General features: G+C 47.3%; 21 protein-coding genes. 10 read left to right on the forward strand and 11 right to left on the reverse strand.

Annotation, left to right across the window (positions count from 1 at the left end; genetic code table 11):
• Positions 1 to 14: 14 nt before the first annotated feature.
• Positions 15 to 218 (forward strand): hypothetical protein, encoded by a 204-nt coding sequence (locus tag J2X75_RS05140; protein ID WP_017688872.1) that lies wholly within the window; start codon positions 15 to 17, stop codon positions 216 to 218.
• On the opposite strand, the gene J2X75_RS30295 is transcribed toward J2X75_RS05140, so the two are convergent.
• The 3 genes from J2X75_RS30295 to J2X75_RS05150 form a co-directional block, all read right to left on the reverse strand.
• Positions 209 to 598, reverse strand: a complete 390-nt coding sequence (locus tag J2X75_RS30295) for an AbrB family transcriptional regulator (protein ID WP_397383489.1) — start codon at positions 596 to 598, stop codon at positions 209 to 211. The genes J2X75_RS05140 and J2X75_RS30295 overlap by 10 nt on opposite strands.
• A gap of 61 nt (positions 599 to 659) precedes the next feature.
• Entirely contained in the window at positions 660 to 1,970 is a 1,311-nt protein-coding gene (locus J2X75_RS05145; RefSeq protein ID WP_310334718.1) for an MFS transporter, read from the reverse strand.
• Between the two features lie 77 nt (positions 1,971 to 2,047).
• Positions 2,048 to 2,752 (reverse strand): O-methyltransferase, encoded by a 705-nt coding sequence (locus J2X75_RS05150; RefSeq protein ID WP_310334720.1) that lies wholly within the window; start codon positions 2,750 to 2,752, stop codon positions 2,048 to 2,050.
• Positions 2,753 to 2,890: 138 nt separating this feature from the next.
• Between J2X75_RS05150 and J2X75_RS05155 the strand changes: the two genes are divergently transcribed.
• Complete coding sequence (locus J2X75_RS05155; protein WP_310334722.1) at positions 2,891 to 3,787, forward strand: LysR family transcriptional regulator; 897 nt, start codon at positions 2,891 to 2,893, stop codon at positions 3,785 to 3,787.
• Between the two features lie 117 nt (positions 3,788 to 3,904).
• Here J2X75_RS05155 and J2X75_RS05160 read toward each other — a convergent pair whose 3' ends face one another.
• Complete coding sequence (locus J2X75_RS05160; RefSeq protein WP_310334723.1) at positions 3,905 to 4,621, reverse strand: YoaK family protein; 717 nt, start codon at positions 4,619 to 4,621, stop codon at positions 3,905 to 3,907.
• Positions 4,622 to 4,706: 85 nt separating this feature from the next.
• On the reverse strand, positions 4,707 to 5,606 hold the full coding sequence (locus tag J2X75_RS05165; RefSeq protein WP_310334724.1) for an alpha/beta hydrolase family protein: 900 nt from the start codon (positions 5,604 to 5,606) through the stop codon (positions 4,707 to 4,709).
• Positions 5,607 to 5,829: 223 nt separating this feature from the next.
• Between J2X75_RS05165 and J2X75_RS05170 the strand changes: the two genes are divergently transcribed.
• Positions 5,830 to 6,573: a GTP pyrophosphokinase gene (locus tag J2X75_RS05170; protein WP_124114270.1), complete on the forward strand. Its 744-nt coding sequence runs from the start codon at positions 5,830 to 5,832 to the stop codon at positions 6,571 to 6,573.
• 6 nt (positions 6,574 to 6,579) lie between these two features.
• Complete coding sequence (locus J2X75_RS05175) at positions 6,580 to 7,815, forward strand: multidrug effflux MFS transporter (protein ID WP_310334725.1); 1,236 nt, start codon at positions 6,580 to 6,582, stop codon at positions 7,813 to 7,815.
• Positions 7,816 to 7,952: 137 nt separating this feature from the next.
• Here the strand turns inward: J2X75_RS05175 and J2X75_RS05180 are convergent, their stop codons facing one another.
• A complete protein-coding gene (locus tag J2X75_RS05180; protein WP_310334726.1) occupies positions 7,953 to 8,603 on the reverse strand; it encodes a hypothetical protein in 651 nt (216 codons plus the stop codon).
• 473 nt (positions 8,604 to 9,076) lie between these two features.
• Here J2X75_RS05180 and J2X75_RS05185 point away from each other — a divergent pair, with 473 nt between their 5' ends.
• The 6 genes from J2X75_RS05185 to J2X75_RS05210 all read left to right on the forward strand — a co-directional run bounded on the left by J2X75_RS05185 (position 9,077) and on the right by J2X75_RS05210 (position 17,238).
• A complete protein-coding gene (locus J2X75_RS05185) occupies positions 9,077 to 10,048 on the forward strand; it encodes an iron-hydroxamate ABC transporter substrate-binding protein (protein WP_310334728.1) in 972 nt (323 codons plus the stop codon).
• Between the two features lie 168 nt (positions 10,049 to 10,216).
• Positions 10,217 to 10,837 carry a flavin reductase family protein gene (locus J2X75_RS05190; protein ID WP_307537237.1) on the forward strand — a complete coding sequence of 207 codons (621 nt, stop codon included), beginning with the start codon at positions 10,217 to 10,219 and terminating at the stop codon, positions 10,835 to 10,837.
• 241 nt (positions 10,838 to 11,078) lie between these two features.
• On the forward strand, positions 11,079 to 12,233 hold the full coding sequence (locus J2X75_RS05195) for a type III polyketide synthase (RefSeq protein ID WP_310334730.1): 1,155 nt from the start codon (positions 11,079 to 11,081) through the stop codon (positions 12,231 to 12,233).
• Positions 12,234 to 12,347: 114 nt separating this feature from the next.
• Positions 12,348 to 14,579, forward strand: coding sequence for an MMPL family transporter (locus J2X75_RS05200; RefSeq protein ID WP_310334732.1), 2,232 nt, complete (start codon positions 12,348 to 12,350; stop codon positions 14,577 to 14,579).
• A 191-nt stretch (positions 14,580 to 14,770) separates the two neighbouring features.
• Positions 14,771 to 15,790, forward strand: coding sequence for a dienelactone hydrolase family protein (locus J2X75_RS05205; protein WP_310334733.1), 1,020 nt, complete (start codon positions 14,771 to 14,773; stop codon positions 15,788 to 15,790).
• Between the two features lie 332 nt (positions 15,791 to 16,122).
• Entirely contained in the window at positions 16,123 to 17,238 is a 1,116-nt protein-coding gene (locus J2X75_RS05210) for a rhamnogalacturonan acetylesterase (protein ID WP_310336656.1), read from the forward strand.
• Positions 17,239 to 17,366: 128 nt separating this feature from the next.
• Here the strand turns inward: J2X75_RS05210 and mnhG are convergent, their stop codons facing one another.
• The 5 genes from mnhG to J2X75_RS05235 are packed head-to-tail and all read right to left on the reverse strand — an operon-like array spanning position 17,367 to position 20,319.
• Positions 17,367 to 17,759, reverse strand: a complete 393-nt coding sequence (gene mnhG / locus J2X75_RS05215; RefSeq protein ID WP_074094788.1) for a monovalent cation/H(+) antiporter subunit G — start codon at positions 17,757 to 17,759, stop codon at positions 17,367 to 17,369.
• Positions 17,743 to 18,027: a Na(+)/H(+) antiporter subunit F1 gene (locus J2X75_RS05220; RefSeq protein WP_017688855.1), complete on the reverse strand. Its 285-nt coding sequence runs from the start codon at positions 18,025 to 18,027 to the stop codon at positions 17,743 to 17,745. Before J2X75_RS05220 ends, mnhG begins: the two co-directional genes overlap by 17 nt.
• Positions 18,027 to 18,503, reverse strand: a complete 477-nt coding sequence (locus tag J2X75_RS05225) for a Na+/H+ antiporter subunit E (protein ID WP_105598383.1) — start codon at positions 18,501 to 18,503, stop codon at positions 18,027 to 18,029. Before J2X75_RS05225 ends, J2X75_RS05220 begins: the two co-directional genes overlap by 1 nt.
• A gap of 6 nt (positions 18,504 to 18,509) precedes the next feature.
• Positions 18,510 to 19,988, reverse strand: coding sequence for a Na+/H+ antiporter subunit D (locus J2X75_RS05230; RefSeq protein ID WP_310334737.1), 1,479 nt, complete (start codon positions 19,986 to 19,988; stop codon positions 18,510 to 18,512).
• Positions 19,981 to 20,319: a Na(+)/H(+) antiporter subunit C gene (locus tag J2X75_RS05235; RefSeq protein ID WP_036670645.1), complete on the reverse strand. Its 339-nt coding sequence runs from the start codon at positions 20,317 to 20,319 to the stop codon at positions 19,981 to 19,983. The genes J2X75_RS05230 and J2X75_RS05235 overlap by 8 nt, the downstream gene beginning before the upstream one ends.

The following is a 20,319-nucleotide window of genomic DNA, read 5'->3' on the forward strand; positions in this document are numbered from 1 at the left end:
GAGACGCGAATACAATGGGGCTTGTTAAACGTTTTGTATTGGTTGTTGTGAATATGATCGGAGAGTTATGGATGGGATTTTATCGACGTAACTCGGATTATTATGACCATCAGACTTCGGAGTCCAAAAGTAAGATTGGCTATTATGCATTTATTATTGGGGCAACAGTGGTTACGGTGGGCATTGTAGGCTGGATGTACAACCGAATTTATTCATAAGTATGCTTAAAATTGAATGAGGCCAAATGCTGAAGATGAGTGTGTACAAATAAAAGAGAGTATCCGCAGGATGTGACATCAAATGGATACTCTCTTTGGCATGGGATCAGACTGAATATGATCATACTCATCACGTTTAAAAGGGAGGTTGGCAGATTGGGCGTGTGCATTGCTGTACTTAATTGAACAACACACATGACAATCATGGGACCCAGCATAAAGGCCGTCGGAAATCGGAGTTTGCGTCTAACCCATGTACCCGTTACACAGAGCGGAGCATAGAGAAGAATCTTGGGGAAAAGGGCACCCCACGTTGCTACGTCAAGAGATTCAGGTATGCATTCAGGTTTAATGAAGGATTCATGTTCATGCGTGATCACTCCTGATGATGGGATACGTTGCGTTATCTGCGGAATAACCAGGCTGCTACTGTTCAACTCATTAAGATCCTGCAAGAGCCGTAGCGGAAGGTTTGGGTTCTCTGAACATTACAAAGTACATCAGTGATGAAATAACGTATAGACAGCCTGTGATGCTGAAAGTGATCGCGTAACCCCAGTACGTTCCATATGTGGTGACCAGATAGGATTGAACAGGTCCCATGGTCGCCCAACCAATCATGAACGAGGTCTGCATCAGTGAATTGGCAATGCCGCGGCGTTTGTCCGAGATCCGATCCACCAGTATGGCTGAATGAATGGGATTGGCTGCGTTCATCAATGCTTGTCTGAACAAGAAACTGAGCGAAGCGATGAACAACAGATTAGTGAAGCCTGTTAATAGAAGGAAGGGCAGCGACATGACCTGGAAAATGACAACGGCTCTTACGCTTCCGACCTTTGCTGCCAGGGTAGGACCAATCAGCATGGATACAATCGTCATAATCTGACCAAGTGCAATCAGTAAGCTCATGCCGCTCAGAGAAACCGAGAACCGGTTGGTGAAATACAGATTCAAATACGGTACAACCAGTCCGGAACCTAATCCAATTAACAACTGAGTCACTATAAACTGACCAATCAGTCGGGAATCTTTTTTCTTGGTGATCGAATCATTCGTGTTGGCGGTATTCGTCAAACTTTCTTTTAGATTTGTATTGGGTTGAAGATCTGATTGTGCCGGAATGGTTGTCTGCGGAGCAGCCTTGCCTTCGGTTACAAATAACAGTGGAATAAACGCAGCCAGTGTTGCTGCACCACCGACAAATAAAACCGTCTGCAATCCGGTCACTTTGGCGAGTCCTGCCGTATGTAACAAATCTGCAAATACGCCGCCACCCAGGCTACCAAGAACCTGGGAAGCGAGCACAAGGGATGAATAATAACTGAACATCTTCAGCCGCTGGCTTTTTTTGACGTTTTCCGCCAGATAAGGAATGGCCAATACTTGGAATACCCCAGCGAAAAGGCCAGAAAATACCGCGAACCAAATCAGTCCTGTAGCTGAATAATCGAAGGAGCGTCCGATTAGAAAGATTCCGCTGAATAACGCCCCGGTAATGAGTAATCGCTTGCGGCTGAACAGATCACCGCATAGACCGATAGGAACAAACATAATGGCTGTTGCGAGTGATTGAATACTTACAATCTGGCCGTTCATTGTATCATTATAGCCCAGACCCTGAATGTACAGATTGTACAAGACAGAGAACATGCCATTTCCGATCTGATACAGAATGCTAGCCAGGAAAAACAGTTGAATATTGCGGGACCAGCCGCGAATTTCATCATTAATATGTTGTAAAACTCTCAAGTGGTTCCCCCCAGTCTGCCTGTGCAGTGATTCCAGTTTAACAGGAAAGGGGAATTTGCGGAAGAATTGACCACTGTTTATTTTGGTTCAGGGGCATCAATCACACGAGCAATGACGAATCCATCGTAACCTTTGCTACCGACGGTTTGCAGTGCTGTAGCTTCAAGCCGAGGGTGATCCGCGATCAACTGCAGGAATGATCGAACGCCTTGAACTCTAGGGTCTGTGCTGTCTGTGCGGATCACTTCACCGTCCCTGACGATATTATCACCAATAATAAGACTCCCCGGCCGAGTCAGTCGCAGGGCCCATCTCAGATAATCGGGATTACTCGGTTTGTCAGCATCGATGAAGATCATATCAAACGGTTCCCTGTATTCTTCCTGAACATCGGGAAGGGTGGTTAGGGCAGGACCAACTCTCAGGTCAACCTTGTGCATCAGTCCTGCTCGTGTGAGATTGGCTCGGGCCAAGTCTGCATGGTGTGATTCGGATTCCAGTGAGACGATGCGTCCGTGTTCAGGCAGCGCTCTTGCCATCCAGATGGTACTGTATCCACCCAATGTGCCGATTTCAAGTACACGGGATGCACCTTGGATTTGCAGCAGGAGCTGAAGCAGCTTTCCTTGATTTGGTGTTACGTCATGAGCAGGGAGTCCAGCTTCGGCATTGCTTTGCAGTGTATGTTCCAGCAGGGAATCTGATGGTACCAGCAGATCATTCATGTAGTCGTCAACTTGAGTCCAGGTATGCTGTAGTTCGGTCGTATTTATATTTTTCATCTTCACATGTTCCTTCCTTGTTTCTTGTATTGGATTTCATATTTCAACTATAAATGGAGTGGATATATAAATAAAATATATATTATGTATGATAATATAACTTTAGATTATGTATTTGACGGGGAAGAGGTGTAACATATGAATCTGCATGGATTACGATTATTTCATGCCATTGTGAGATATGGCGGGGTCACTCGTGCCGCAGAGGAACTGAATATTAGTCAGCCTGCGGTATCTTCTCAGGTGAAGAAATTTGAACGTGAATTAGGAATCCAGCTTTTTGTTTCGGAGGGAAGAAGACTGGTGCTTACGGATGCGGGGATACAGTTGACAGGATATGCGGAACGTCTGTTCATGCTGGAGCAGGATGTCGAGAATTTTGTGCAGGATTTTCGGGAGGGCAAGAAAGGACTGATCCGTCTTACGGCAACCTACTTGCCTTCGAATTTTCTGTTACCGGGCTGGATTGCGCGGTTTAAGCAAATGCACGAGGATGTGGAGATTGTTGTGAGCACAACCAACACCCGGATGGCTTTTGACCAATTACTTCGTTATGAGGCAGAGATTGCAGTGTATGGTGGAAGTGGCATTACGCATGCGGGTGTCCAATGGGATGAATTGTTTGACGATGAGATGTGGTTTGTTGTGCATCCTGACCATCCGTACGCGGGAAAAGAAATCGAGCTGCATGAGATGATGGCAGAACCGTTCATCATGCGCGAAGAAGGCAGTGCTACACGTGAGAGACTCGTTTCCCTTTGCACAACAAATAACATGGCCGCTCCCCGCATTGCGCTTCAGTTCAACGGGCTGAACGAAACGATCAGTGCGGTGAAGGCAGGTTATGGGGCCAACTTTATATCTTCTTTGGTTGTGAACGAAGATGTGCAGCAAGGCAGGCTGGCACGTGTGTTTGTTCGAGGTATACAGCTGAGAAATACGGTTGCTGTATGTACACGAGCCGGGGAGGCATTATCACCTGCTGCACAGCATCTTGTCAAGCTTATCCGCCAAGAGGCGTCTTTGATGAAATAAATAGCGTGATTGTACTTAAAATAACTTAAAATATGTGTTTAAAAAGACCAGTTTTCAGTACCCTAAAGCGGACTTTTGAACAGCCTTTTAAAAATGAATGGGTTGCTTCTTCAACTATTAACTTTCGCTTTGTTGTGATGTTCCCCATGCATGTAATCGGGCGTAAAGGGTTACGCCGCCAATGATCAGGACAGGAATCCAGACTGCAATCATGGGCACACGGTGGAATAACAATGCGGCTGCAATGACGCCGATCAAATAGATGACAACAGCACCTGCACGAAGGTAGGAGTCTGTGGACAAGGCTTTGGCTAACGATCGGATATTGGCATGTCGCAGCTTTTTGAGGATGCTTACGGTATCCTCAACCACAGCAGCCAAATTATTGGTGAGCACGGTTGTTGAGATGCCAGCAATTCCAATGCGGCGTGCCGCAGTTGTTTGCATCCCCATTGCAACGGCTAGGATGACAATTAACAGATAAGACAGTTGTTCTGAAAATGGACTAATCATGGCGATTGCGAACAGCAGGAGCAATATGCTTTCAATAGTAAATACGGCTGTGACCTTGGAGGACCAGCCATTTTTGGTCTGCACATGTCCAACCATATGTGCTGCAATGGCATTGCCGGCAATAAAACCAATGAGAGCAAGCAATGACCGAATTACAACAAATTCCTGAGCACGGGCAATGGCAATACCCAACAAAACAATATTTCCCGTCATATTGGCTGTGAGCACATGCCCCAGTCCCAGATATCCGATCAGATCCACCATTCCGGCAGACATGCAGAGAAGCAACATGGCGTATTTTTGGAGGGTGCTTTGATTCATCCTATCCGTCCTTTCAAAAAAACGTAGCCCCTCTAGTATACAGCCATAACCCATGCTTCTTCAAAATGAATTCATAGTGCAAGATTTAAGGTGCAGCGAGCCAATCAAACATATTGTTCACTGCTGACTCATGTATTTTCTCGTGAAAATGATGATCCTGCCCGCCATAAGCGTGAAATGTGACATCCGCACCTCCCCGCTTAAGCCAGTGATACATTCGGGTTCCGTGACTATAATTCACCTGTGTATCTGATGTACCATGCATGATTAGCACGGGACAAGATAACTTGTTCGCTTTCGACAAGGGAGAACGGGCGAGATAAGCTTCCGGCACTGCGCGTGGTGAGCCACCCAGCACCCGTTTCAATGTGCGCCTCAGGTCGGTTCGCTCATGGTAAGTGCGTTCCACATCGGCGACACCGCTCCAAAGAACTAACTTATGTACTTTGTCCGGTCCCTCATTATAGGCAGTTGCGGTATGTACAGCATTAATGGCTCCACGGGAGAACCCCATTAACGATATCCGAGTTGGGTCGACAAAAGGTAAACGCTGCATCAACCGATAAGCGGCATGCACATCTTCGGCATCTCTTCCGCCATACTCGTCACGCCCCTCACCGCCTTCGTTGCCACGATAGGATGGGGCGAACACGATATAACCTTTATGTACAAATTGCTCAAGCCAAACAGTATTTACCCCGCCATAGCTGCCAAGTCCGCCGCGACAATAGATCAGCACAGGCCACTGTTCCTGTGTGTGTGCGATATCATGCATTTTTGCAGCAGGGTAATGGCTGGCAAGTGGTTGCAAATGTAGAGATGTATGTATGGAAGTGAATTCCGGAAAGGCAGAGGAGACAGAGGCGGGATGAGAAGTTTCATATGTCGTGATATCTGGTAATGAACAACCTTGTGGCAGGTATAAATAAGCTTTAACCCGAAGTGTATCGGATGAATACGTCACTTGATAGAGCAGGAAAATCAACCTCTTTCATCGGTTATAACAGGCCAAATGACAGGGATGCTTCTATAGGATGCGCGTAAAATAAGTTCCCATACCTTCCAGGCAGAATAGCCAGCCCGAATGTGAGAAATTCGTTTATTGGCTCCATATGATTTATAATGGTTCAGGAGGCATATGCATTGACCGCTGTCCTCATTTTTATAAAACTAATTTTAGTGTGCAGAAAGAAAGGGAGAAAGCTATGATGAACGCTCCACATCCAATTGATCAATTCAAGAAATTCAAATATGAAATTACCAGATTTATGATGATCTATAAATTTGCTCTGGATCAAATGGAGACCAAGATTGAAGTCCTGAAGGAAGAATTCCAGTCTTTGCATGATTACAGTCCAATTGAGCATACAAAGTCCAGACTGAAATCACCTGAGAGCATTATGAACAAGATGTTCCGCAAAAATCATGAGTTAACATTTGAGAGCATCAAGCAAAATATCAAGGATATCGCCGGGGTACGGATTACATGTTCCTTTATCTCGGATATCTATCGCATTAAGGATATGCTGTGCAACCAGAGTGATCTGCGTGTACTGGAGGTCAAAGACTACATCGAGAATCCGAAGCCAAACGGCTACCAAAGCCTTCACCTTCTGGTGGAAGTGCCTGTGTACATGTCCAATGGTGAGGAACGAGCATGTGTGGAGATCCAGATCCGTACAATCGCGATGGATTTCTGGGCAAGTCTGGAGCATAAGATTTTTTATAAATACAATAAGGATGTTCCCGAGCATTTGACCAAGGAACTGAAAAGTGCGGCAGACTCCGCAAATGCACTGGATCAACAGATGGAACGACTTCACCGTGAAATTCAGGAGATCAAAGATGCCGAGAACGAGCGGGATGAAGAAGAACTGCGCCGTATTATTATTAACAATCAACAGTTCACACTGCCGTCCAATCTGCTCAAGCTGCTGGGTAGCGGGGAGTAGTATTTGATGAAAAGTACAACAGCTTCATTGAACACAAACTCCACATCTCGTGTACGGATGGCTTTAATTCTGGGGACATTGTCGGCCTTCGGGCCGTTGTCCCTGGATATGTATTTACCCGCATTGCCCACGCTGGCTGATGAGTTTGGTTCATCTACTTCGTATGCTCAACTCAGTCTGACGGCGTGTATGATTGGACTTGCGGTTGGACAGTTGCTTGCCGGACCTCTAAGTGATGTACGTGGTCGGCGAACACCGCTCATTGCAGGGCTTGTGCTCTATACTATCGCCTCCATACTTTGCCTGGTCAGCCCTACGATGGGCTCTTTTGTTGTGCTGCGGTTTATTCAAGGTGTAGCTGGAGCGGCAGGGATTGTCATCTCGCGCGCAATCGTCAGAGACGTTTACTCGGGCCCGGAACTGACACGGTTCTTCTCTTTGTTAATGCTGATAAACGGCGTAGCCCCGATTGCTGCACCGATCATTGGTGGACAATTGTTGACGTATACGTCGTGGCGCGGCGTATTTATTTTGCTTAGCCTCATCGGAATACTGACGCTGTTGGCTGTCATTTTCGGTCTTGGAGAGACATTACCTTCCAATCGTAGATCAAGCGGGGGATTGAAGCAGACCCTGATTACGTTTCGTCAAATCGCAGGGGATCGTCAGTTTATGGGTTATGCGTTGACCCAGGGGTTTGTAGCGGCTGGCATGTTTGCCTACATATCCGGTTCACCGTTTGTGCTTCAGAAGATATACGGGGTATCCCCACAAATGTTTAGTGTTTGCTTTGCCATAAACGGGCTTGGCATTATTCTGGCTAGTCAGGTTGCAGGCAGACTTGCAGGTAAGGTATCTGAGACCCGGCTGTTAATCGCGGGACTGTTAACTGCGGCGCTCGGAGGAACTTCACTGCTCATCGCGATTCTGGCTGGAGGTAATCTAATCTCTGTACTGATTCCGTTATTTCTGGTGGTATCCAGTGTTGGGTTGGTCAATACCGCGTCCTTTGCCTTGGCGATGGCCAATCAGGAGAAATCGGCAGGCAGTGCGTCTGCGCTTATTGGAGTGATGACGTTCCTGTTCGGAGGTATTGTCGCTCCCCTCGTAGGTCTCGGGGGAGAAGGCACAGCTGTGCCAATGGGAATCGTTATTGCGTGTGCTGATCTCGGTGCCTTGGTGATTTACTTCCTAATGGTCAGTAAAGGCAGGAAGCGCCAGAACGATCAAGTGTTCAGTTAAATGTACTGATTCTGCACACCATGCGTTTATGGAATCATAATAGTATAAAGATACATCTGGATAAAAGAACGAGCAAGAGCCTCACTTGGAAGGAATCATGCTTCCAAGTGGGGCTCTTGCTGTAGGTAAGGACAGGTTTAACAGAGCGCAAACAAAATCTGTGTATTGGACAGTATACCTGGCGTGAGGAATGGATAAAAGTACCCCACCACAAAACCAAACAGATTAATGGCAGGCCACATCAGGTAGACATCATTGTATGTGAAGACAAGGGACCATCGGTTGTAGCAAAAGTTGGGCAGCGCACGTTCTTCGTTATCTCGTGGTGCCGCTGCACCAGTCTGTGCAAATTGCACCGCTTGAGTGAGGCTTTGCGGTTGTTGCTGGAGGAAGAGCGGAAGCAGACCCGGGCTGCTTTTGATCAGGTTATACAGAAAAAGCATTTCTGCCGGAGGCTGACCTACCGGACGAGGATAGGCACTAAGCAGGGTGGGCAGATTGCCTTGAGTCAGCTGCGCAGGTACGCCCGGTGCTGTACCCGGGATTGTACCTGGAATGCCTCCAGGGATATATGGACCGGGTCCTCCACCTGGAATGTATGGAGGGTAGGAGCCTTGACCGCTAGGTATACCAGGAAACGTCGGACCACCCGGTGTGCCGCCACCGCCACCTCCTGGGAACAGTGGAGGCAATTGAAAGGAACGGTCTTCTCCATAACTTAGATAAGGGTTATATTCGTAATACATGTACAGAACATCCTTCCTGTCGTCGTATTCTGCATTCAGCATATGGCGGCATCCGCCTATATGTGAGTGCCGCCAAGAAGATTTTATATGATCTATATAGTTGAACTAATCATTTACACAAAACGGAGAGAATAGAAAAAACTGAAAAAGCGAAGCGGTCGCCTAAAAGCTTTCTGAAAGAAAGCTGCATCGGAAGCATACGCTATCCCCGGTTTTTCCCTTAGAGAAAAGGGAATCGAAAAAAATCTGGGGATAACAGCGATTGGAAGGTTGTTCTATCATCGTAGTGTCAGTGTAAATAATTCTTAGTTCAACTTTATAGCGCAGAGCAAAATCGAATTGACAACTGGACTGATAACAATTATCATTGTCAATGGAAATGGTCAAATGTACATACGGATATTATATGTATCAATAATAGTATCATTTTTTTGAACGTAGATATCTGTCACAATAACGAGGACTACGTTTCCATATTGAAAGGGGATAATAAATTGTTTAAGAGAAATAGAAAGATGATCATACTTCTGATTACGGTGATGGTCATGTCCATCTGGTTGGCAGCGTGTGGAGCGAAGCCGGCAGAGAACGGAGCAGCAGGAGAGAACGATACAGCAACGGAGACAGAGACGCAAACAGAAGCCCCGACAGAACGCACATTGACAGATGCAATGGGACACAAAGTAACCATCCCGGCTAATCCGGAGCGTGTCATCGCGTCTTATCTGGAAGACAATTTGGTAACACTAGGTGTTAAGCCAGTTGCACAGTGGTCGGTAGCCAACGGAATCCAGGAATATCTGCAAAAAGATCTGAATGGTATCCCAACGATTGCTTTTGATCTGCCTTTTGAAGCGGTAACAAGTTTTAACCCGGATCTGATTATTGTTGGTTCTGAAAGTGTGGTTGAAGGAGAAAAATACGAACAGTACAGTAAAATTGCACCTACTTATGTACTTGGCGATGAGATCAATAGCGACTGGCGTAAAACGTTGCTTAAAATCGGTGAGATTTTGAATAAGAGTGATGAAGCGCAAAAAGCGCTGGATGATTACGAAGTTAAAGCTACAGAAATCAAGGAAAAGATCAACAACGTTACAGGTGGAACAAAATCAGCAGCGGCCATTTGGTTGGTTAGCGGCAAGTTCTTTATTGTAAGTGACAACGTATCAAGTGGAGAAGTAATGTACAAAGAACTTGGACTTCTAGAGCCTGAAGTTGTAAAAGAAATCTCTGCCAATGCAACAGGTAACTGGTCTTCCATCTCTATGGAGAAGCTGGCGGAAATGGATGTAGACTACTTGTTCTTTGTTAATAGTGATGCAGGTACTGGAGCGGAAGCACTGAAAGATCCAGTGTGGCAAAGTATCCCGGCTGTGAAAAATGGCAATTTGTTTGAATTCACCCGGTCCAGCAGCTGGTTGTACAGCGGAGTTCAAGCGAACCTTCAAATTATGGAAGACATTCAGAACAGCATTGTTAAATAAGAATTAGTCGATATGAAAAAGCATGTTTCTACTTCCTGGTGCAATGGGCACCAGGGAGTTTTTTTTGTTAATTCAGCATTTTACGTTATATAATAAATATGAGTGTGTGATCGTGTCTTGAAGTGAAATTGACACTTGTTACACGAGCAGGGAAGGGGATATTTACATATGTATACATTGGATCCACGCGAAATAACGGGAAGAGACAACTATAAACTAATGAGTGGTTCGGTGGTGCCACGTCCAATTGCTTTTGTGACAACACGTTCAGATGAGAACGATGTAATCAATGCAGCGCCTTTCAGTTTCTTCAATGTGGTCAGTTCGGACCCACCGCTGTTATCCATATCCATTGCACGTAAAGACGGCATTATGAAAGATACTGCGCGTAATGTACTTGCTCATAAAGAGCTGGTCGTGCATATATGTGATGAAGCAATCATAGCAGAAGTAAATGAGACAGCAGCTATCCTTGAACCCCATGAAAGTGAGCTTGAACGGACGAAACTGACTACAGTGCCAAGTACAAAGGTCACCGTGCCAGGAATAAAGGAAGCACTTATCCGGATGGAGTGTGAGTTGTATCAGCACATTCCCATTACCAACGATGATGGCAAACCGATGAGTGATCTGTTGCTGGTACGCATAGTGCAGTATCATTTCAGCGAACAAGTCTACAATCCGGACAAGGGCTATATCCTGATGGATCATTTGAAACCAGTCAGCCGACTGGCGGGTAATGATTATGCCAAGCTCGGAGAGAGATTCACCATAATTCGACCTGAATAGTTATGAAAGATCCTATATGTAATTTGTGAAAGGGTTTAACCCTGTTGATAAAGGCGGACAACACATGCGAAACTCGCATAGGTTGTCCGCCTTTTGTTGTGATATGAACATAAACGGGACAGGAAGTGAATAGACTTGTACTATATCCTGCACATTTCTATATGAACCTATTTGATATATAGGATGTTTAAAAAGCCCACTTTTGATTACGAAAGACAAGACTATATAGGGGGTTAAGCCGATGAACCAGCTTGAGGAAAGTACAGGGGCAAGTATTATGGGAATAGGAACGGCGTGGCCTGCCCACCGTATTGAGCAAAAGGATGTATCTGCCCGTCTCGCGCAAGCGCTGGAACATGAGCCAGATGCGAGAAGATGGGCCAAACGAATCTTTAATCAGTGCGGTGTGGAAACTCGGTATACATGTGAACCGAATCTGCTTGAGCCTGTTGATTCTTGCCGATATTTACCCTTTACCAATGCGGAGGAGGTCCCGACTACAGCCGAGCGTATGGCAAAATACAAAGCTGCTGCTGTTCCACTTGGTCTGGAAGCGGCCGGACAGGCCCTTCAGGATGCAGACATATCCTCAACGGAACTTACACATCTCATTACGGTGAGTTGCACGGGGCAATTCCTGCCCGGACTTGATGTTCGGCTGATCCAGCAGCTTGAACTTTCACCGCAGATCAACCGGATTCCACTGGTGTTTCAAGGATGTGCAGCCGGTCTGAAGGCGATACAACTGGCGAATTCCATTGTAACGACAGATCAGAAGGCTACGGTTCTCATCGTGTGTGTGGAACTATGTACACTTCACTTTCAGCCATCTGCCAAACGGGACGACCTGTATGCTGCATCGTTCTTCGGAGATGGCGCCTCTGCCTGTGTTATTGGTGCGTCTGGAACAGACCGCAATGAATGTTTTCGACTGGCCCGAGGGCACTCAACGCTGCTCCCGGATTGTGCAGAAGAAATGATCTGGGAAGTGGGCAATACAGGCTTTGATCTCTACCTGTCACCACAGATTCCGAAGCTGCTTGGTTTGCATCTCGGTCCAGAGGTAGAGCGGTTGCTGGAGGGTAGCAGTTTACCGGAAATATGGGCGATCCATCCGGGAGGCAGAGGCATCGTGGACGCCGTTCAGAAGCTGTATCAGTTGACAGATGAGCAGGTCTCCTACAGCCGAAACATCCTGCGGGATTATGGCAACCTGTCGTCCGTGACGATTCTTTTTGTTCTTCAAGCCATCCGTGAGGATTACAGACAGAAGGAAGAACAATCCATTGGGATAGCGCTGGCTTTTGGCCCGGGACTGACAGCAGAGTTACTTCCTTTTACATACATCCCTGCCCCCATAGCGAACAGAACACCTGTGAATCATGGTATCCAATAGTTCATGAACCCGAGTGAAGGAGATATGCACCGCAAGTGGTTGAATGTGCTTATGATCTTACCCTTACCGATGAATATAATCGAATGACTAATCTGATCGCAGAGGAGCTTAGGTATGGGTTATCGCAGACTTGCTGCCTTCATCAGCCGATATCCGCGGTTCATTATTCTCTGCTGGGTATTTATCATCGGGATGTCAGCGGTCTGGGCGTGGAGATTGCCTGACGTTGTCCAGGACCACGGATTGAAAAGGGTCCACGGGGATGCGCAAGCGGTTGAGCTTGTTCTGGAGGATGAATTCGCTTCTCCTGCCAATCCGGTTATTCTGGTTTTTGAGAAAAAGGAAAATACCTCGCCGTTAGAGTTCCGTCAGTGGATCAGGGAGCGTCTGACACAGGTTCAAGTGTTGCCTGCGGTGACCTCTATCACGTTCCCTCTGGATGCTAGCGAAAGGCTGACGCTGCAAGATCACAGGGCATATGCCCTTGTGAAGATGGATGTGCCCCCGCATCAGATGGGTCCTCCCATTGAGCAGTTGCGCGCCGTGCTGGCTACAGACGGTCCGGGTACGGTCCAATTGACCGGCAAGGCCGTCGTACAGCAGGATGTGAATCATCTGAGCTTTCGTGACCTGGAACGGGCAGAGATGGTGGGGCTGCCGATTGCCCTGATCGTTTTGTGCTTCGCTTTCAGGGGGCTATATGCCGCGTTGATTGCTGTCATGATGGGGATCAGTGCTGTGATTACCGCTATGGGAGTCACGTCACTCCTTGGTTACCATCTGGAATTGTCCAACTTCATCATCAACGTCATTCCCATGGTGGGCATGGCACTCAGTATAGATTTTGCCCTGATCATCCTGAGCAGGTACAGGGAAGAAGTTCAGCGGGCCTATGAAGATGAAGGTGCAGCTAATGTTCTAGGAAGAAGTCTGGATATGCAGAGCAAGATTCTTCAGCGAACATTACGTACAGCAGGCAGAGCAGTGTTGTTCTCGGCAGCTTGCGTACTCCTTGGGCTGCTGGGTCTACTCTGGATCAGGCTGCCGATGTTTCTGAGTGTCTCCTTGGGGGCTGTCATTGTTCTGCTCCTATCGCTACTGTTAAATGTTACGCTGCTGCCAGCACTACTGTCACTGTCTGCGGATCGAGTCTTCAGGCAAAATTCAGTCCATTCGTTACCTAGAGGTTCAGTGTGGCACAGATGGTCAGCAATGGTCATGAAACGACCAGTCAGCATGGCAATCGGAGGAACGGTTGTGCTGCTCCTGTGTGTCTATCCAGTGACCCGGCTGGAACTGTCCGTCCCGGATGCCTCTTCACTACCAGCCAGAATGGAGTCCCGACAGGCAGCAGAGCTGTTGCAGCATGATTATGGTCAAAAGAATACCTCCACCATCGAGATCTTGATTGGCGGACAGCAGGAGCGGTTGACTGCCTCTCACTGGCAGATGGCCCACAACAAAGCCCGTCAGCTACTGCAGGACTCAGGCGTATTGAGCATTGTTTCACCATGGGGCCTATTACAGCCGAATCAAACTGGCTCGCAAAGTCTTTTTCGGATCCCACCGTCGTCGCTCACTCCTTCCATAGAAGGCAAACAGTCAACAAGGACGGCATGGCTACGTTCAACGGTCTCTGATCATTCCATACGATTGATAGCCACCGTGCACGGGGAGCCTGGTTCGGAACAGGTTGCAGACTGGCTGGAACGAATGAGGAATAACGATCATGCACCAGGTTCCAACAACGTAAAACTACGTTATGGTGGGGAGGCTGCCAAGCAGTATGAAATAATGCAGGAAGTTACAAGTCAACTGCCCAAAGTGCTGGTATTTGTAGTGGTCACCAATTATCTTGTGTTACTGGCGGCATTCCGATCGATGCTCATTCCAATCAAGGCAATTCTGATGAATCTGCTCAGCTTAGCTGCTTCATTTGGCATATTGGTGTGGGTGTTCAATGAAGGACATCTGGGTATGGAGCCGTCGGCCATTGCCATTATGATTCCTGTATTCATTGCAGGATTGGTGTTTGGCATATCCATGGATTATGGTGTGTTTATGCTGAGCCGTATTCAGGAAGTGTATAGACGAAGCGGAGACAGTGATGTGGCTGTCCAACAGGGATTGGCTTCTACAGGCCGTCTGGTTACCTCCGCAGCGGCCATTCTGCTTGCGGTGACTGTGCCGTTTGCTTTTGCTGAAGTCGCAGGTGTGAGGCAGTTAGGGATCGGAATCACGGCAGCGGTGTTGATTGACGTTACGTTGATCCGGCTAATACTGGTACCTGCATTGATGAAATTAATGGGCAGGTGGAACTGGTGGTTGCCAGGGCAGATAAAATGAAGGGTATTTCCGTAACCTGTCTTCAGGTTGGAGATATCCTTTTTTTGGCTAGAAATCGTGTGATTCCATTCAAAACAGGCAAACATGTTCAATTCATGGGTGACATAGATGTTCTATAATGGATGGGATTAATTCCATATGACAGTCTTATATCTACGTTATCCTACGAAAAACAGGAGGGACACAGGCCCATGTCTGATATTGAAGCCTATCTACAACAACAAACGAATCTTCGTGGTCGTTCCGCGTATCATGAAGATCAACCCCTGGAGTTATGGCGCAATCAGTTACGTACACGTGTGAAAGAACGGCTGGGCGGTTTTCCCACGATGGCGGCCGCACTGAATCCTGTCTTACTGGAGCGCATTACATGTGATGGATATATTCGGGAGCGAATTGAAATTACGACCTATGCAGGACTTCGCATGCCTGTGTATTTATTGATTCCGGGTGATGGAAGCATTACCGAAAACAAGAGACCTGCTATCGTTGCTTGTCATGGGCATGGCTACGGTAGCCGAGAGATATCGGGTATGGAACCGGATGGGTCGCCACGGACAGGAGAGCCCGGATTACACAAGGACTTTGCTGTAGCGCTTGTGAAGCGTGGTTATGTGGTTGCGGCTCCAGAGCTGCTCGGATTTGGTGATCGAAGATTGGAAGAGGACCGCGATGCGCCACCAGGGGCAAGTTCCTGTACGAAGATTGCTGCGCATCTGCTCATGGTGGGGAAGACCCTCGCCGGTCATAGGGTGTATGAAACAACACGTGTACTGGATTATGTATCGACTCGGCCAGAAGTAGATTCGGAGCGAATTGGAAGCATGGGTATCTCGGGCGGTGGGCTGGTGACTGCATTTACAGCCGCGTTGGATGAACGGTTCCGGGCAACTGTAGTAAGTGGCTATGCTAGTACATTCCAGGGCAGCATACTGGATCGGAACCATTGTCTGGATAACTATGTACCAGGTATCCTGCGTGAAGCGGAGTTGCCGGATCTCATCGGCCTGATTGTGCCTAGGCCACTTTTTATTGAAGCCGGAAGTGATGATCAGGTGTTTCCAATTCATGCAGCGAGAGAAGCGTATGCCCGTTTGACACACATATATGAGCAGGCGGGAGCATCAGAATCACTGGATGCGGATTTCTTTACAGGTGGACATGAGATTAGCGGAGCTAAGGCTTATGACTGGCTTGATCAAGTTCTGTGAAGCTGAGGCTTATTACCATCTATATAAGTTGAACTAATCATTTACACGATAACGGAGAAGATAGAAAAAACCTAAAAAAGCGAAGCGTTCGCCTAAAAGCTTTCTGAAAGAAAGCTACATCGGAAGCATACGCTATCACCGGATTTTCCCTTGAGAAAAGGGAATCGAAAAATCTGGGGATAACAGCGATTGGAAGGTTATTCTGTCTTCGTAGTGTCTGTGTAAATAATTTTTGTTCAACTAATATAATTCTGATTCGAGAGGAGAATTCAGTGATGAAATGGTCAATATCGGTAAAGCTTCTGCTCTGTTTTGTTCTGTTTGCGAGTACAATGGGCATCGGTCTGGGAAGCAATGAAGGGCAAGTCGCCGAAGCGGCAACGGATAATTACAGATTTGATTTTGGTTCGGGCGCCGTTGAGAGCGGTTACACAGGCGTGTCCGCAGGAGATGCCTATACGCCTACGAAAGGTTATGGCTTCAACACACCTGCACAGATGAGGAATGTGTCTGCCTCAGGAAGCGGGGTTAAGAGTGACGCTGTGCAGTTTCTGACGTACGGTACCAAGAGCACCAATACCTTCAATGTGAATCTGTCCAATGGACTATATGAAGTTAAAGTGGTCCTGGGCAATACTTCCAGAGCCAGCGTGGCTGCAGAAGGTGTCTACCAGATCATCAATATGACGGGCAACGGGGCAACGGATCAGTTTCAAATTCCGGTGACTGACGGGCAATTAAACCTGCTGGTTACGGAAGGAAAGACAGGTACGGCCTTCACACTTAGTGCACTCGAAATCCGGAAGTTGTCCAATCAGACCGTTACCAACCGCACGATCTACATTGGTGGTGATTCAACAGTCTGCAATTACTATCCGCTGGGTAGCAGTGTACAAGGAGGTTGGGGACAGCTGTTTCCGTCCTATGTGAACAATTCTACCTTCCAGGTTCGAAATATGGCGTCAAGTGGCCAATTTGCGAGAGGTTTCCGCGATGATGGTCAGATGGAAGCGATTCTGAAGTATATCAAGCCGGGAGACTATTTTATTCTGCAATTCGGAATTAACGATACCAATGCCAAGAACAATACAACGGAGGCGCAGTTCAAGGAGATCATGCGGGATATGGTGCGCCAGGCGAAGAACAAAGGAGCAACAGTTATCCTCTCCACGCCTCAGGGCCGGGCAACTGACTTTAATACAGCCAATGTACATCAAGCGGAGAACCGCTGGTACAATCAATCAACCCGTGCACTTGCTCAGGAAGAGGGAGTCATCCTGGTTGAACTGAATAAGTTAAGTTCTGCCTATTTCACTTCAATTGGTCCTGCGGCAACACTTGCTCTGTATATGACAGGGGATAGTCTGCATCCGAATCGTCAAGGGGCTGCGGAGCTTGCACGTATTGTGGCTGCGGATCTAAGAAGACAGGGACTGAATGGATTCTGACTTTACTACTTAATCAGTCTGCATAATCAGTGTTGATCCGTGTATGAAAAATAAAAAAATACCCCCGGGAACATGCCGCGAAACGGGCGGCTGATCCTTGGGGGTATTTGTTATGCCCAGGCTGGGGATTACTCCATCATGTCCTTGGCTTCATGGTTCACCTTTTTACCTTTTAACAAGGGTTCCAGTTCATCTTGAACGCTCTGCTCCCAGAGTGGCACATCTGTGCGATAGGCGGCCCGTCCGTTCAGATGTCCGGCGACAGGAGCCGTAATGAATACAAACAGAATACCTAGCAACAAACGGGCACTGATATAGTTATCGAAGTACCAGAAGTAGAAAAATGTAGCGCTTAGTACACAGAACACTCCAAGTGTCATACTTTTGGTTGCGGCATGGGCACGTAGATATACATCAGGCAGACGGATAAGTCCGAATGCACTGAGTGCACTGAGTAGTGCACCGAGCAGTACGAGTAAACCTATAGCGGTTTCAGTGGTTACCTTAACGATCTCCATCATTTTTGAATACCGCCCCCCGTTCAATATAACGTGCAAATGCCACTGTACTTAGAAAAGCCAGGATGCCAATCAGCAAGATGATATCCAGATAGGCCTGGGTTTGCAACATCATCGACAGTACGGCAACGATAGCAATCACATTGATACCAATGGTATCCAATGCTGTAATCCGATCAGCCATGGATGGTCCCCGAAGCACCCTGTACAAGCACCCTAGTATGGCTAAGGAGAGAATGAGCAATGAGATGAACAACAGTGAGGATAACATTAACGCGTCACCTCCATAATTGCTTTTTCGAATGTGTTTTGAATATTATCTCTCATTTTCTGTTCATCCTTGATATCCAGCGCGTGGATAAACAGTTTGCGTTGATTACCCGAGATCTCAAGTGGCAGAGAACCTGGTGTTAATGAAATAAGCAGACAGAGCAGGGTGACCTCCCAATCCGAGGACAATTGAGTTTTATACGTAAAAATACCGGGCCTTATGTCGAGCTTGGGCTTGATAATCTGGCGTATAACCTCAATGCTGGCTCGCACCAGTTCCTTGAACAGCAGTGCAATCAGTTTGAAGATGGCCCAGACTCGAACAATATAGAAGCGCTGGGGGAAGAATCTGCGCATCCCCCCGATGAGAAGCAGTCCGAGCAGGTAACCTATGAGAAAACCAACACCATTCCAGGCGTTGTTCAGAAACATCCATACAAAAGCAATGATAAGATTCAGTACAATCTGAAAGGCCATAGACATCTACTCCTTCAATACGGCATCAATATAAATATTGGGATGCAGTAGAATATCGCCTGCGCGGGAGGTCAATTGGAACATGCCTTCAGCCCCCACACCCATTACGATGATGAATACAAACAGAATTCCGGCAGGAATCAGCAGGCCGTTCACCGCGTAAGGGCGTCTTACAACCCCGGCAGGCGGTTCACCCCAGAAAGCTTGTATGAAGATGCGCAGTACCGAATATAACATTAATAAGCTGGAGAGCACCGCAATGCCGGTCAGACCATACAAGCCTGCCTGCAAGCCACCTTCAAAGAGAAGCAACTTCCCCGGAAAACCACTGAATGGCGGCAAACCTGCCAAGGCAAGTGCACTAATGAAGAACATCCAGCCGAGCAGCGGATAGCGATGGATCAGCCCGCCCATGTTGTCCAGTTTGGATGTTCCGGCAACCGCAATCAAGGCTCCTCCGAGAAGGAAGAGCAATGTTTTGATCAACATGTCATGCAGCATGTAGAAGAGCAGACCTTCCAGCGCAGGACGACTGGCCGAAGCCATACCAAAAGCGACAAAACCTACACCTGCGACCACGTTGTAGATGAGAATTTTGTTCACATCGCGGTAGGAGATCGCACCGATGACACCCAGGACCATCGTTGCACCAGCCATCCATCCGATCAGTGCATGGAAGAAATCAGGATCATGATAGAAGATCAGTGTGAATGTTCGCACAATGGCGTACAAGCCAACCTTGGTGAGCAATCCTGCGAACAATGCAGTGACAACAGCAGGTGGTGCCTCATAAGAGCCAGACAGCCAGAAGAACAGGAACAGTCCGGCCTTGATGCTAAATACGATCAGGAAGAGAACGGCAATTAAGGTAATGACCCCGCTCTGTCCCACTTCAGCAATTTTTACGGATAAATCTGCCATGTTCAGTGTGCCAGTAATGGAGTAGAGGAAGCCAATAGAAGCGACAAACAGTGCTGAAGAAACGATGTTAATCAAGACATATTTGATCGTTTCACGAAGCTGTCTTTCCGTACTTCCCAATACGATCAGTGCATAGGAAGAGATGAGCATCAGTTCAAAGCAAACAAATAGGTTGAACAAATCTCCGGTTAGGAATGAACCGTTAACTCCTGCGATCAGAAAATGAAAGAACGGATAGAAGTGGTGTTCTTCCCGCTCCTTGTTCACACTGCGGAACGCATACAGCAGACACGCCAGTGCAATGATGGAAGCGGCGACGACAAGTAGCGCCGATACCATGTCCGCAACAAGCACAATACCATAAGGAGGTGCCCATCCACCCATATTAAGCGTTAGAACTCCAGTCTGAGCTACCCGTGTAATGAGTATCGTTGAGATCACTGCTGTAAACAACAGTCCAATGACACTAATGATCCGCTGGATATTTGTTTTCCGGAAAAATAGCAGAGACAGAACACCTGTAATTAAAGGCAACAGAATCGGCAGAACGACTAGATTATTCATATGGGCGCCCCCTTACTTCTTCCATATCGTCTGTTTTTAACTTCAGATAAGATCGATAAGAGAGAACAAAGAAGAACGCAGTGAGTCCGAAATTAATTACAATTGAAGTTAGTATCAAAGCCTGAGGAAGAGGATCGACATAGCGTTCAGCCATCTCCCCAAGCAGGGGTGGGGCCCCTGTTTTGAGACGTGACATGGTGATCAAGAGTAGATGCACACCATGGGTTAGTATGGACATGCCAAGTACGATTCGGAGCAGGCTCCGCGACAAGATTAAAAAGACGGCAACCGCAAACAGAATGCCAACGGCTACACACATCAATATTTCCAT

Origin of the sequence: Paenibacillus sp. 2003 (assembly GCF_031455635.1) — a bacterium.
GTDB lineage: Bacteria > Bacillota > Bacilli > Paenibacillales > Paenibacillaceae > Paenibacillus > Paenibacillus amylolyticus_B.